Origin of the sequence: Streptomyces sp. NBC_00464 (assembly GCF_036013915.1) — a bacterium.
Taxonomy (GTDB): Bacteria; Actinomycetota; Actinomycetes; order Streptomycetales; family Streptomycetaceae; genus Streptomyces.
In genome coordinates, this window is record NZ_CP107899.1 from 8,056,050 (window position 1) to 8,069,097 (window position 13,048).

The 13,048-nt window shown below is 71.2% G+C and carries 12 protein-coding genes; 9 read left to right on the forward strand and 3 right to left on the reverse strand.

The window, feature by feature from the left end:
- Window positions 1-87: 87 nt before the first annotated feature.
- Window positions 88-1,587, forward strand: a complete 1,500-nt coding sequence (locus OG912_RS36075; protein WP_327713017.1) for an acyl-CoA synthetase — start codon at window positions 88-90, stop codon at window positions 1,585-1,587.
- A 72-nt stretch (window positions 1,588-1,659) separates the two neighbouring features.
- On the opposite strand, the gene paaK is transcribed toward OG912_RS36075, so the two are convergent.
- The gene (gene paaK, locus OG912_RS36080; RefSeq protein ID WP_326734230.1) at window positions 1,660-2,955 is read right to left on the reverse strand and encodes a phenylacetate--CoA ligase PaaK; all 1,296 of its coding nucleotides are present in this window, start codon (window positions 2,953-2,955) and stop codon (window positions 1,660-1,662) included.
- Between the two features lie 182 nt (window positions 2,956-3,137).
- Here paaK and OG912_RS36085 point away from each other — a divergent pair, with 182 nt between their 5' ends.
- A complete protein-coding gene (locus OG912_RS36085) occupies window positions 3,138-4,661 on the forward strand; it encodes an alpha/beta fold hydrolase (RefSeq protein WP_327713018.1) in 1,524 nt (507 codons plus the stop codon).
- 25 nt (window positions 4,662-4,686) lie between these two features.
- Here OG912_RS36085 and OG912_RS36090 read toward each other — a convergent pair whose 3' ends face one another.
- The gene (locus tag OG912_RS36090; protein WP_327713019.1) at window positions 4,687-6,321 is read right to left on the reverse strand and encodes an FAD-dependent oxidoreductase; all 1,635 of its coding nucleotides are present in this window, start codon (window positions 6,319-6,321) and stop codon (window positions 4,687-4,689) included.
- Window positions 6,322-6,574: 253 nt separating this feature from the next.
- Between OG912_RS36090 and OG912_RS36095 the strand changes: the two genes are divergently transcribed.
- The 7 genes from OG912_RS36095 to OG912_RS36125 all read left to right on the forward strand — a co-directional run bounded on the left by OG912_RS36095 (window position 6,575) and on the right by OG912_RS36125 (window position 11,902).
- Window positions 6,575-7,696, forward strand: coding sequence for a SchA/CurD-like domain-containing protein (locus tag OG912_RS36095; protein WP_327713020.1), 1,122 nt, complete (start codon window positions 6,575-6,577; stop codon window positions 7,694-7,696).
- A gap of 76 nt (window positions 7,697-7,772) precedes the next feature.
- The gene (locus OG912_RS36100) at window positions 7,773-8,207 is read left to right on the forward strand and encodes a cupin domain-containing protein (protein WP_326734226.1); all 435 of its coding nucleotides are present in this window, start codon (window positions 7,773-7,775) and stop codon (window positions 8,205-8,207) included.
- Window positions 8,204-9,472, forward strand: a complete 1,269-nt coding sequence (locus OG912_RS36105; protein WP_326734225.1) for a beta-ketoacyl-[acyl-carrier-protein] synthase family protein — start codon at window positions 8,204-8,206, stop codon at window positions 9,470-9,472. Before OG912_RS36100 ends, OG912_RS36105 begins: the two co-directional genes overlap by 4 nt.
- On the forward strand, window positions 9,469-10,716 hold the full coding sequence (locus tag OG912_RS36110; protein WP_326734224.1) for a beta-ketoacyl synthase N-terminal-like domain-containing protein: 1,248 nt from the start codon (window positions 9,469-9,471) through the stop codon (window positions 10,714-10,716). Before OG912_RS36105 ends, OG912_RS36110 begins: the two co-directional genes overlap by 4 nt.
- A gap of 38 nt (window positions 10,717-10,754) precedes the next feature.
- Window positions 10,755-11,012: an acyl carrier protein gene (locus tag OG912_RS36115; RefSeq protein ID WP_311307478.1), complete on the forward strand. Its 258-nt coding sequence runs from the start codon at window positions 10,755-10,757 to the stop codon at window positions 11,010-11,012.
- Window position 11,013: 1 nt separating this feature from the next.
- A complete protein-coding gene (locus OG912_RS36120; RefSeq protein WP_326734223.1) occupies window positions 11,014-11,493 on the forward strand; it encodes an SRPBCC family protein in 480 nt (159 codons plus the stop codon).
- A gap of 76 nt (window positions 11,494-11,569) precedes the next feature.
- Window positions 11,570-11,902, forward strand: coding sequence for a TcmI family type II polyketide cyclase (locus OG912_RS36125; RefSeq protein WP_327713021.1), 333 nt, complete (start codon window positions 11,570-11,572; stop codon window positions 11,900-11,902).
- 77 nt (window positions 11,903-11,979) lie between these two features.
- Here OG912_RS36125 and OG912_RS36130 read toward each other — a convergent pair whose 3' ends face one another.
- Window positions 11,980-13,041: a methyltransferase gene (locus tag OG912_RS36130; protein WP_327713022.1), complete on the reverse strand. Its 1,062-nt coding sequence runs from the start codon at window positions 13,039-13,041 to the stop codon at window positions 11,980-11,982.
- Window positions 13,042-13,048: the final 7 nt, after the last annotated feature.

Genomic DNA, 13,048 nt, shown 5'->3' on the forward strand with positions numbered 1-13,048 from the left:
CTCAGCCGGCACTCCTGTACGTCTGCCAACATCCCGGCCGTAATCCAGACCCTTGACCACGGCGCCCCGGCCGCACAGGATCACGCCATGACCGGTGTACGCAGCAGCACAGTCGACGGCGTCGTGACCCGCAGCGCACGGCGCACCCCCGAGCGCACCGCCCTGCGGTACGCCGACCGGGCCTGGACCTATCGCGGTCTCGATGAGGCGGTCAGTACCGCGGCCGCCGTCCTCATGGACGGCCACGGGCTGCAGCCGGGGGACCGGGTCGCCTCCTACGCCCACAACTCCGACGCGTACCTGATCGCGTACCTCGCCTGCGCCCGGGCCGGACTCGTCCATGTGCCGGTCAACCAGAACCTCACCGGCGAGGACCTCGCGTACATCCTGCGCCAGTCGGGCAGCTCCCTCGTCCTCACCGACCCGGACCTCGCCGGCCGCATCCCCCAGGGGTACGCCGTGCGGCCGTTGCGCGACGCCCCCGGCTCCCTGCTGGACGAACTCGACACCCCGCGCCCCTTCGCACCCGCGCACGAGCCGGCCGCCGACGACCTCGTCCAGCTGCTGTACACCTCCGGCACCACCGCCCTGCCCAAGGGCGCGATGATGACGCACGGCGCCCTCGTCCACGAATACGTCAGTGCCGTCACCGCCCTGGATCTGCGCGCCACCGACCGGCCCGTACACGCGCTGCCGCTCTACCACTCCGCGCAGATGCACGTGTTCCTGCTGCCCTATCTTGCCGTCGGCGCGGAGAACACGGTGCTCGACGCCCCGGACGCGGCCCGGATCCTCGACCTCGTCGAGTCCGGACAGGCCGACAGCCTCTTCGCCCCGCCCACGGTCTGGATCGGTCTCGCCAACCACCCGGACTTCGCTGTCCGCGATCTCGGCGGACTGCGCAAGGCGTACTACGGGGCGTCGATCATGCCCGTCCCGGTACTGGAACGCCTCCGCGAGCGACTCCCGGGACTGGCCTTCTACAACTGCTTCGGCCAGAGCGAGATCGGCCCTCTCGCCACCGTTCTGGGACCGGACGAGCACGAGGGCCGGATGGACTCCTGCGGGCGGCCCGTCCTCTTCGTCGAGGCCAAGGTCGTCGACGAGAACGGGAAGGACGTCCCCGACGGCACCGCGGGCGAGGTGGTCTACCGCTCACCCCAGCTGTGCAGCGGCTACTGGGACAAGCCGGAGGAGAGCGCCGAGGCGTTCCGCGACGGCTGGTTCCACTCCGGCGACCTCGCCGTCCGCGACCCGGAGGGCTACTTCACGGTGGTGGACCGGGTGAAGGACGTCATCAACTCGGGCGGCGTCCTCGTCGCCTCCCGTCAGGTGGAGGACGCGCTCTACACCCACTCCGCCGTCGCCGAGGTGGCGGTCGTCGGACTGCCCGACGAGCGCTGGATCGAAGCGGTCACCGCCGTCGTCGTCCTGCGCGGTGAGGCGACCGAGGCCGAACTGATCAGCCACGCCCGTGAGAAGCTCCCCCACTTCAAGGCTCCCAAGAGGGTCGTATTCGTGGAAGGCCTCCCGCGCAACGCCAGCGGAAAGATCCTCAAGCGGGAGCTCCGCGACCGCCTCGCCTGACCTGCCACAGCAACCACGGGCGACCGGTGGCGCGTTCTGCCGCCGGCCGCCCCGGCAGGCCGCCCCAGGCCGTCAACTTCCCGGCTGCTCCCGCTCGTCGACGATCCGCCGGAACTTGCCGACCGACCTCTCCAGCGTCTCGGGGTCGAGGATCTCGACCCCGACCGAGACGCCGATCCCGTCCTTGACGGCCGCCGCGACCGACGCGGCGGCCGCCGCCCGCTGTTCGGGAGTCGCCCCCGCCCGAGCCTCCGCCCGCACCGTCAGCACGTCCAGCCGACCCTCGCGGGTCAGCCGGAGCTGGAAGTGCGGCGCCACCCCGGGCGTCCGGAGCACGATCTCCTCGATCTGCGTCGGGAAGAGGTTCACCCCGCGCAGGATCACCAGGTCGTCACTGCGCCCGGTGACCTTCTCCATCCGCCGGAACACGCGGGCGGTACCAGGCAGCAGCCGGGTCAGGTCCCGGGTCCGGTACCGGATCACCGGCATGGCCTCCTTGGTGAGCGAGGTGAACACCAGCTCGCCCTCCGCCCCCTCGGGCAGCACCTCGCCGGTGAACGGGTCGACCACCTCGGGATAGAAGTGGTCCTCCCAGATGTGCAGTCCGTCCTTCGTCTCCACACACTCCTGCGCCACACCCGGGCCCATCACCTCGGACAGCCCGTATATGTCGACCGCGTCGATCGCGAACCGCTCCTCGATCTCCCGGCGCATCTCCTCGGTCCACGGCTCGGCCCCGAAGATCCCCACCTTCAGCGACGTCGTCCGCGGATCGACGCCCTGCCGCTCGAACTCGTCGAGCAGCGTCAGCATGTACGACGGCGTCACCATGATGATCTCGGGCCGGAAGTCCTGGATCAGCTGGACCTGCCGGGCCGTCATGCCGCCCGAGGCGGGAATGACCGTGCAGCCGAGCCGCTCCGCCCCGTAGTGCGCGCCGAGCCCGCCGGTGAACAGCCCGTAGCCGTACGCGACATGGACCTTCTGCCCGGGACGCCCGCCTGCCGCCCTGATCGAGCGGGCCACCACGTCCGCCCAGGTGTCCAGATCCCGCTCCGTGTAGCCCACGACGGTCGGGCGGCCGGTCGTCCCGCTGGACGCGTGGATCCGCCGCACCTCCTCCTCGGGCACCGCGAACATCCCGAACGGGTAGTTGTCGCGCAGATCGGCCTTGGTGGTGAACGGGAACCGGGCCAGGTCGGCGAGGGAACGGCAGTCGTCCGGATGCAGCCCCGCCCGGTCGAACGCCTCCCGGTAGTGACCCACCCGGTCGTAGGCGTGGCGCAGGGTGGCCCGCAACCGCTCCAGCTGCAGGGCTTCCAGTTCCTCGCGGCCCATCCGTTCCGCCGCGTCCAGCAGAGCCGTCATGCGGATCTCCCTCTTTCCGTGCGCACCGTTCGGGCGACCGATCATTCGGTCGATCCTCCCGGGAGCAGTAATTCAGGATCTTCCCCCAGGTGGCAAGAGGGGCGACGCATCCGGTACGTGCCGCGGCTACGCCCGTACCGAACACAGCTGCATCACCCGGTCGGCCCTGTTTGGATGGGTCCATGCCGACTTTCCGTACGTACGACGGGACCGAGCTCGCCTATCACGTCATGGGGGAGGGTGCACCGCTGATCTGTCTTCCGGGCGGCGCGATGAGAGCCGGTGCCTACCTCGGAGACCTCGGCGGACTCTCCGCCACGCGACAGCTGGTCGTGCTCGATCTGCGCGGGACCGGGGACTCCGCCGTACCGGACGACGCCTCCTCCTACCGCTGCGACCGGCTCGTCGAGGACGTCGAGGCGCTGCGCCGGCACCTCGGCCTCGAACGCGTCGATGTGCTCGCCCACTCGGCGGCCGGGGACCTTGCCGCGCTCTACGCCGCGCGCCACCCCGAATCCCTGCGCAGCCTGATCCTCGTCGCCCCCGGCACCCGGGCCGCCGGATTCGCCTTCGTCGAGCGTGCGGCCCGGGAGGCCGCCGCGCTGCGCCGCTCGGAGCCCTGGTACGCGCGGGCGCTTCCGGCCCTGGAGGGGATCTGGGCGGGGCAACTCACCGATGAACTGCGCGCCGCAGCAAGGCCGTTCCTCTACGGCAGGTGGGACGAAGCGGCGCAGGAGCATGCCGCGGCCTCCGCCGAACAGATCAACGCCGCTGCCGCACAGGGCTATTACGGCCCGGGAGCATTCGATCCTCCCGCGACCGTCGCGGCCCTGCGGGAGTTCCCGTCCCCGGTTCTCGTCCTGGCCGGCGAGTACGACGGCATACCCACCCCCGACCGGGCCGCCGAACTCGCCGCGCTCTTCCCCGAGTCGGAGTTCGTCGTTCAGCGCGGCGCCGGGCACTTCCCCTGGCTGGACGACCCGGGGGCGTTCGTCCGTACCGTCACCGCGTTTCTGGACCCGGACGTGCACAGTGTCCAGGCCGGCGGGATCCGGCTCGCCTACCGGGTATGGGGGGATCCGTCCGCGCCGCCCGTCGTCCTTGCCCACGGACGCTGCGGCGACAGCACGACGTGGACCACCGTCGCCCGACGCCTCGCCGCCCGGCACCGGGTGTACGCCTTCGACTTCCGCGGCCACGGGCTCAGCGACTGGACCGGCCGCTACTCCTTCGAGCTGTTCCGTGACGACCTGCACGCCTTCCTGGAGGCCCGCAACCTTTCCGGTGCCACGGTCGTCGGGCACTCCATGGGCGGTGCCGCGGCCTATCTGCTGGCCGAGCGGCAGACCGGGCTGATCGGCCGTCTCGTCATCGAGGAGGCGCCGCCGCCCTTCCCGCTCGACCCGCCCCGCGCACCCGCCGAACACCCCGGCGGGGAGCTGGACTTCGACTGGCCCGTCGTTCCCTCCACCGACGCACAGCTCAACGAACCCGATCCGGAGGCGCGCGAGCGCCTCGGCGAGATCACCGCGCCCACGCTCGTCATCGGCGGCGGGCCCAGGAGCCAGATCGCCCAGGAGGACCTCGCCTGGATGTCCGGGCAGATCCCCGGCGCCCGGCTCGTCACCATCGATGCGGGCCACCTCGTGCACACCGAACGGCCGGAGGAGTTCCTCGCGGCCCTCCGGTCGTTCGGCGTCGGATGAACCCGCCACGCCTCGCCCCGCGCCGTCAGTCGCGGCGCAGCAGCGCCACCATGACCGCGTACAGCGCCGACTCGGCGTCCTCGACGCCCGACTCCGCGCGCCAGGCGACGAACCCGTCGGGGCGCACCACCACCGCGCCCTCGGCGCTCGTCCCGTGCGCCTCGGCCCAGTCGGCACCGGCCTCCGGTTCCAGATCGCCGCCCGGACCCGTGCCGATCCCGAACGCGTCGAGCCGCACCCCCAGCCGCTCGCCGACCCGCGCTGCCGCCTGCCGCCAGGCCACGTCCGCCGCGTCGGTGAGCAGCACGAACGACCGCTCGTACAGATCCAGCGTGGAGATCCGCTCACCGGCCCTGCGGACCCACAAGTGCGGTGCCCTGCTGCCCGGTTCACCCGTCAGCTGTACGCCCTCGGGCACCACGGGCCGGTCCGGGCCGACACCGAGAACCGCGCCGTCCACATAGCGGTAGCCCAGCGCCACGTTCAGCATCCCGCCCCGCTTCCCGCCGCCCACGGTCGGCGGCGCGGCGTATCCCGGGTGGCTGTGCTCTCCGGAACGCGCCGAGGCCCGCTCACTCGTTGCCCGGGCTACTGGTCGCCGCTCCGCCTCGTACGTGTCCAGCAGGCCCGGACCCGCTTCACCGCGCAGCACGGCCGCGAGCTTCCACGCCAGGTTGTGCGCGTCCTGGATGCCGGTGTTGGAACCGAATGCCCCGGTGGGCGACATCTCGTGTGCCGAGTCGCCGGCGAGGAAGACCCGGCCCCGTGCGTACCGGTCCGCCACCCGCTCCGCCGCGTGCCACGGCGCCTTGCCGGTGATCTCGACGTCGAGATCCGGTGCCCCGACCGCCGTGCGGATGTGCGCCGCGCACCGCTCGTCCGTGAAGTCCTCCAGGGTCTCGCCCCGGTCCGGCTGCCACGGCGCGTGGAACACCCACTCCCGCTCGTTGTCGACCGGCAGCAGCGCGCCGTCGGCCTCCGGATTCGTCAGATAGCACACGATGAAGCGCCGGTCTCCCAGCACCTCGGCGAGCCCGCGCGACCGGAACGTGATGCTCACGTTGTGGAACAGGTCACCCGCACCCGAACGGCCGATGCGCAGCTGCTCGCGGACCGGGCTGCGCGGTCCGTCGGCAGCGATCAGATAGTCCGCCCGCACGGTGGTGTGCTCACCCGTCTGCCGGTTCTTCAGAGCCGCGGTGACACCTGAGCCGTCCGGTTCGAACGACATCAGTTCCGTGGAGAACCGCAGATCGCCACCCTGTTCCCGGGCCCGGTCCAGGAGGACCGGCTCCAGGTCGTTCTGACTGCACAGGCACCAGCCGCTCGGGCTGAAGCGGGCGAGTGCGCCACCCGGGTCGATCTCCTTGAACAGCCACTCCTGGTCGTCACCGGTCAGCGAACCGGCCTGCAGAATCCCGTGGTTCTCCGCCAGGACCGATGCCGCGGCACGGATCTGCGGCTCCACTCCGGCCCTGCGGAAGATCTCCATCGTGCGGACGTTGTTGCCTCGGCCCCGTGGATGTGTCGAGGTGGCGGCGTGCTTCTCGACCAGCAGGTGCTCGACGCCGAGCCGGCCGAGGAAGAGGGACGCGGACAGGCCCACCAGGGAGCCGCCCACGATGAGGACCGGTACTTGGACGTCGACGTTCTCGTTCATGAGTTGCTCCAGCTCGGACGCCGTACAGATGCAGTGTCCATGCCCTTGTCCGAGCGGTTCGGACGCCTCCTCACCTGAACGGTTCATAAATCTCGCGTCAGCCGGACCAGCGTTTCACGATCGGTCACGGAGACGTCGCCCGCGGTCCGGGCGGACCGTGCGCATCCGCCGGGAGATTCCCCGCTCCGCCCCCCACTCGACGGTTCCTCACCGGCCCGGCCGGTCCTCCCACCGTCTCGAAGGAGTTCGCAAGATGACCACCACCCTCTCGGAACGGACCTCCCAGTCCGCCTTCGACGGATCAAGGCTGCGGGTCATCCTGCTGCTTGACCTGCACGACGGCGCCCAGAAGCAGTTCCTGGAGGCGTACGAGCACATGCGCAACCAGGTCGCCTCGATCCCCGGCCACATCAGCGACCAGCTGTGCCAGTCCATCGAGAACCCGTCCCAGTGGCTCATCACCAGCGAGTGGGAGAGCGCGCCGCCCTTCCTCGCCTGGGTCAACAGCGAGGACCACGTCGCCACGGTCCAGCCCCTGCACAGCTGCGTGCGCGACACCCGCTCGCTGCGCTTCAGCGTCCTGCGCGAGACCGGCGCGGCCTTCGAGGAGAGCTTCGAGCCCGTCAAGGGCGGTCTCCAGGCGGCGCCCCGCCTCGGGGACGGGGTGGTGCGCCACGCGCTGACCTTCACCGTCAAGCCGGGCACCGAGGAGATCGTCGCGAAGCTCCTCGCCGAGTACGACTCCCCGCAGGCCCGGGTCGACGAGCACACCCGACTGCGCCGCACCTCGCTCTTCATGCACGGCAACCGGGTGGTGCGCGCGGTCGAGGTCGAGGGCGACCTCCTCGCGGCCCTGCGCCACGTCTCCCGGCAGCCCGAGGTCCGGGCCGTCGAGGAAGCGATCAACCCGTACCTGGAGCAGGATCGCGACCTGGCCGACCCCGACTCGGCCCGGATGTTCTTCACCCGGGCGGCCCTGCCCACCGTCCACCACGTGACGACGGGCCGCCACGCAGCCGGGGAGGGCAAGCGCCACGCGCTGTTCTACCAGGCCAAGGAGGGCTGCGGAATGGCGCTGGCCCGCCTCCTGGCCGAGCACGACGAGGAGGAGGCCGACAACACCGGCAGCCCCATCGAGAGCAGCACGATCTTCCAGCGCGACGACGTCGTGGTCCGCCTCCTGGAGGTGAGTGGCCCGCTCGACGCCCAGCCGGCCCAGGCGCTCGGCATCCACGGCCCCGGCAAGGCGGCCCGGCTCGCCCGTCTCCTGGACGGTGAGGCGAACGCCGTGCCGACCACCGACCAGGACGCCGCGCGCTTCCTCGCCCGGTCCGAGATGAAGCTGATCACCGACCGGCGGGCCGCGGAGTCCTGAGCCGCGCAGCAGCACTCTGGGGGGTTCTCGCTCAACCCGTCGACACAACGCGCCATGCGCCAGGAGGAAAGCAGTCATGACCATGCACCGGCCACGCATCGTGGACCTCAGTGAGACCCAGCCCAACACCAGGCGCGGGGGTGACCTGCGCGCCCTGCTCACCCCGACGGCCGTGGGCGCCACCAGCGGCTTCATGGGGCTGGCCATCATTCAGCCCGGCGACCGCATCGCGGAGCACTACCACCCGTACTCCGAGGAGTTCGTCTACGTCGTGGACGGGCTGCTCGAAGTGGACCTGGACGGTGAGCCGTACGCGATGCGACCGGACCAGGGACTGCTGATCCCCCTGAACGTACGCCACCGCTTCCGCAACGTCGGTGACGTCGAGGCGCGCATGGTCTTCCACCTCGGCCCGCTCGCCCCCCGCCCGGAACTCGGCCACGTCGACACCGAGGTCACCGAGTCGGCCGAGCGGGGCGCGCCGCCAGAACGAACCGAGGCCGCCTCATGACCCGGCGCGTGGCCGTCACCGGTGTCGGCGTCGTCGCCCCGGGCGGCATCGGCACCCCTGCCTTCTGGGACCTTCTCTCCAACGGCCGCACCGCGACCCGGGGCATCACTCTCTTCGACCCGGCCGGATTCCGGTCCCGGATCGCCGCCGAGTGCGACTTCGACCCGGCGGCGTACGGACTGGACGAGGAGGAGGTCGCCCGCGCGGACCGCTATGTGCAGTTCGCGATGGTGGCCGCCCGCGAGGCACTCGCCGACGCGGGCCTCGACCCGGAGCGGACCGACCCGTGGCGCATGGGCGTCTCGCTCGGCACCGCGGTCGGCGGAACCACCCGGCTGGAGCACGACTACGTCGCCGTCAGCGGGAGCGGAGCCCGCTGGGACGTCGACCACCGTCCGGCCGGCCCCCATCTGGAACGCGCCTTCTCGCCCAGCTCGCTGGCCGCGGCCGTCGCCGAACAGGTCGGCGCACACGGTCCCGTGCAGACCGTCTCGACCGGTTGCACCTCCGGACTCGACGCGATCGGCTACGCCTTCCACTCCATCGAGGACGGCCGCGTCGACGTGTGCATCGCCGGGGCATCGGACTCGCCGATCACCCCGATCACCGTGGCGTGCTTCGACGCGATCAAGGCGACCTCGGCCAACAACGAGGACCCGGAACACGCCTCCCGGCCCTTCGACTCGCGCCGCGACGGCTTCGTGATGGGCGAGGGCGGAGCCGTACTCGTCCTGGAGGAACTGGAACACGCCCGCGCCCGCGGTGCGACGGTCTACTGCGAGATCGCCGGCTACGCGACCTTCGGCAACGCCTACCACATGACCGGGCTGACGCCGGAGGGCCTGGAGATGGCCGAGGCCATCAACCAGGCACTCGGGCACGCCGGGATCGCCGCCTCCGACATCGACTACGTCAACGCGCACGGCTCGGGCACCAAGCAGAACGACCGGCACGAGACCGCCGCCGTGAAGCGGGCGCTCGGCGCACACGCCCACGACGTACCGATGAGCTCCATCAAGTCGATGGTGGGTCACTCGCTCGGGGCCATCGGCGCGATAGAGATCGCGGCCTGCGTACTCGCGCTGGTCCACCAGGTGGTGCCGCCCACGGCGAACTACGAGTCACCGGACCCCGAGTGCGACCTCGACTACGTGCCCCGCACCGCACGTCCGCTGAAGCTGCGCAGTGTCCTGTCGGTCGGCAGCGGATTCGGCGGATTCCAGTCCGCGGTGGCCCTGACCAGGAGCGGTGGGAGGACACCATGAGTACCCGCAAGGCCCGGCAGCCCCGGCAGACCGTAGTCACCGGCATCGGCGTCGTCGCCCCCAACGGCACGAGCACCGAAGCCTTCTGGAAGCGGACGCAGGAAGGCCTGAGCGTCCTGGACCGCGTCACCCGAGAAGGGTGCGAGGAGCTGCCGCTGCATGTGGCCGGCGAGGTCAGGGGCTTCGACCCGGTCTCGCTGATCGAAGAGCGCTACCTCGTGCAGACCGACCGGTTCACGCACTTCGCGATGGCCGCGGCCGACATGGCCCTGGACGACGCCCGGCTGGGCCGCGCCGACTACGAGGACGCGCCGTACAGCGTGGGCGTGGTGACCGCCGCCGGTTCGGGCGGCGGCGAGTTCGGCCAGCGCGAACTGCAACGGCTGTGGGGCCAGGGATCCAAGTACGTCGGCCCCTACCAGTCGATCGCCTGGTTCTACGCGGCCAGCACCGGCCAGATCTCCATCCGCGGCGGCTTCAAGGGGCCGTGCGCGGTGGTGGCCAGCGACGAGGCCGGCGGCCTCGACGCACTGGCGCACGCCGACCGGTCCGTCCGGCGCGGCACCGACGCGGTGGTGGTCGGCGCGGCCGAGGCCCCGCTCGCGCCCTACTCCGTCGTCTGCCAGCTCGGCTACCGCGATCTGAGCCCTGCCGAGGACCCGACGCGGGCCTACCGCCCGTTCACCTCGGACGCCTGCGGATTCGTGCCCGCCGAGGGCGGCGCGATGTTCGTGGTCGAGGAGGAGACGGTGGCCCGGGAACGCGGCGCCCGGGTCCGGGCCGAAATCGCCGGTCACGCGGCCACCTTCACCACCGCGATGCGCTGGGAGGAGTCCCGCGAGGGGCTCGCCCACGCCATCGAGGGCGCACTGCGGGAGGCCGGCTGCGCGCCCGAGGAGATCGACGTGGTCTTCGCGGACGCCCTCGGCGTCCCCGCCGCCGACCGGGCCGAGGCGTTGGCCCTGGCCGACGCGCTCGGCGCGCACGGCCGGCGCGTCCCGGTGACCGCACCCAAGACCGGCATCGGACGGGCCTACTGCGGAGCCCCCGTCCTCGACACGGCCGCCGCCGTCCTCGCCATGGAGAACGGCCTGATCCCGCCCACGCCCAACGTGTTCGAGGTGTGCCACGACCTCGACCTGGTCATGGGACGGGCCCGCCCCGCCGAACTGCGCACGGCCCTGGTGCTCAGCCGCGGCCTCATGGGCTCGAACGCGGCGATGGTGCTCCGGCGCCCCGCGTAGGCCTCACCGACACCCCTCGCGAGAAGGAGAAGTCCCTCATGACCGACCGACTGACGTATGACGAGCTGGCCGCCCTGATGAAGAAGGGCGCCGGACTGACCGTCGACCCCCGGGAGATGGAGAACCGGTCCGGTACGGCCTTCGACGAGTTCGGCCTCGACTCACTGGGCCTCCTCGGCATCGTCGGAGTCCTGGAGAACCGGCACGGTCAGCCGCTGCCGGCCGACGCCGACCGCTGCAAGACGCCGCGGGAGTTCCTCGACCTCGTCAACAACAGCCTCATGACAGGAGCCTGAAGTGTCCGGACACACCGAGAACGAGATCATCATCGCCGCCCCCCTGGACCTCGTCTGGGACATGACGAACGACCTGGAGAACTGGCCCCAGCTGTTCAGCGAGTACGCCTCGGTCGAGGTCATCGAGCGTGACGGCGAGCGGACCACCTTCCGCCTGACCATGCACCCCGACGACAACGACAAGGTGTGGAGCTGGGTCTCCGAGCGCACCACGGACCGCCCCGGACGCACCGTCCGGGCCCGCCGGGTCGAGCCCGGCCCGTTCCAGCACATGGACATCCGGTGGGAGTACTCCGAGGCTCCCGGCGGCACGCGCATGCGGTGGACACAGGACTTCGCGATGCGTCCCGACGCCCCGGTCGACGACGCGTGGATGACCGACAACATCAACCGCAACTCCCGTGTCCAGATGGAACTCATCCGGGACAAGATCGAGCAGCGCGACCGCGAGCGCCGGACGGCCTCCGTCCCGGTCAACTGACGCACCGTCCGCCGACGGTCCGGCCACCCGGCCCCCGGGCCGGGTCCCGGACCGGGTATCAGAAAGGCATCACCCGATGCACCACGCTCTGATCGTCGCCCGGATGGCGCCGGAGTCGGCGCCGGACATCGCCGAGCTGTTCGCCGCATCCGACAGCAGCGATCTGCCGCACCTGGTCGGCGTCACCCGGCGCAAGCTGTTCCAGTTCGGCGACGTCTATCTGCACCTGATCGAGTCCGAGCGCCCCCCGGGCCCGGAGATCGCCAAGGTGACGGACCACCCGGCGTTCAAGGACATCAGCGACCGGCTCACCGCCTTCGTCAGCCCCTACGACCCGCAGACGTGGCGGGGACCGAAGGACGCCATGGCGCAGGAGTTCTACCGGTGGGAGAGCGACTCCACCGCCTGACGCAAAAGAGAGACCGCCCCGGGTCCGGCCTTGTGGCCGGACCCGGGGCGGTCTCCGTGCTGCCCGGAACGGACGGGTCAGTCCGGGACCACGCACTCGAACGCGTGCAGATAGGGGTTGACCGGCCGGATCTCGCCGATCAGCAGCCCGGCGTCGGACAGCCGCTCGACCAGGCTCTGCCGGGTGTGCTTGGCACCGCCGACGTTCAGGAGCAGCAGCAGGTCCATGGCGGTGGTGAAACGCATGGAGGGCGTGTCGTCGACGAGGTTCTCGATGACGACGACCCGGGCCCCGGGACGCGCCGCCGCGACGACGCTGCGCAGCGCCCGGCGGGTGCTGTCGTCGTCCCACTCCAGGATGTTCTTGATGATGTAGAGATCGGCCGCCACGGGAATGCCCTCACGGCAGTCACCGGCCACGATGCTCGCCCGGCCGGCGAGTGAACCGCCGTCCCGCAGCCGCTCGTCGGCCCGGGCCACCACACCCGGCAGGTCCATCAGGGTGCCGCTGACCGACGGGTGCTTCTCCAGCAGGCTTGCCAGTACGTGCCCCTGGCCGCCGCCGATGTCGGCGACCGACGACACCCCGGTGAGGTCGAGCAGAGCGGCCACGTCCAGCGCGGACTGCACGCTGGAGGTCGTCATGGCCTGGTTGAACACCTGGGCCGACTCGTGTGCGTCCTGGTGGAGGTAGTCGAAGAACTCCTTGCCGAACACGTCCTCGAAGACGTTGCCGCCGGAGCGCACCGCGTCGTCCAGCCGGGGCCAGACCTCCCACGTCCAGGGCTCGGTGCACCACAGGGAGATGGCCCGCAGGCTGTTCGGGTCGTCCTCGCGCAGCAGCCGGGACATCTCGGTGTGGGCGAAGGTGCCGTCGGCGTTCTCGGTGAAGATGCCGTAGCAGGACAGGGCGCGCAGCAGCCGCCGCAGCGGCCCGGGTTCGGTCTTCACCACAGCGGCGAGCTCGGCCGCGGTGGCCGGCTTCTCACCCAGCGCGTCCGCGATACGCAGCCGCGCCGCGGCGCGCACGGCGGCGGAGCGGGCCGCGCCGAACACGATCTCGCGCAGCCGCATGGCGGGCTGCGGGGTGGGAACGGGCTGGACGGGCGTGGTGGTGGGGGTGGTGCTCACGGTGGTCATACCGTCT

Excerpts from the sequence above, each read along its gene's own strand:
- OG912_RS36110 (WP_326734224.1), top strand. The coding sequence starts at position 9,469 with ATGAGTACCCGCAAGGCCCGGCAGCCCCGGCAGACCGTAGTCACCGGC.
- OG912_RS36105 (WP_326734225.1), top strand. The coding sequence starts at position 8,204 with ATGACCCGGCGCGTGGCCGTCACCGGTGTCGGCGTCGTCGCCCCGGGC.
- OG912_RS36095 (WP_327713020.1), top strand. The coding sequence starts at position 6,575 with ATGACCACCACCCTCTCGGAACGGACCTCCCAGTCCGCCTTCGACGGA.
- OG912_RS36075 (WP_327713017.1), top strand. The coding sequence starts at position 88 with ATGACCGGTGTACGCAGCAGCACAGTCGACGGCGTCGTGACCCGCAGC.
- OG912_RS36085 (WP_327713018.1), top strand. The coding sequence starts at position 3,138 with ATGCCGACTTTCCGTACGTACGACGGGACCGAGCTCGCCTATCACGTC.
- OG912_RS36100 (WP_326734226.1), top strand. The coding sequence starts at position 7,773 with ATGACCATGCACCGGCCACGCATCGTGGACCTCAGTGAGACCCAGCCC.
- OG912_RS36090 (WP_327713019.1), bottom strand. The coding sequence starts at position 6,321 with ATGAACGAGAACGTCGACGTCCAAGTACCGGTCCTCATCGTGGGCGGC.
- paaK (WP_326734230.1), bottom strand. The coding sequence starts at position 2,955 with ATGACGGCTCTGCTGGACGCGGCGGAACGGATGGGCCGCGAGGAACTG.
- OG912_RS36130 (WP_327713022.1), bottom strand. The coding sequence starts at position 13,041 with ATGACCACCGTGAGCACCACCCCCACCACCACGCCCGTCCAGCCCGTT.
- OG912_RS36125 (WP_327713021.1), top strand. The coding sequence starts at position 11,570 with ATGCACCACGCTCTGATCGTCGCCCGGATGGCGCCGGAGTCGGCGCCG.
- OG912_RS36115 (WP_311307478.1), top strand. The coding sequence starts at position 10,755 with ATGACCGACCGACTGACGTATGACGAGCTGGCCGCCCTGATGAAGAAG.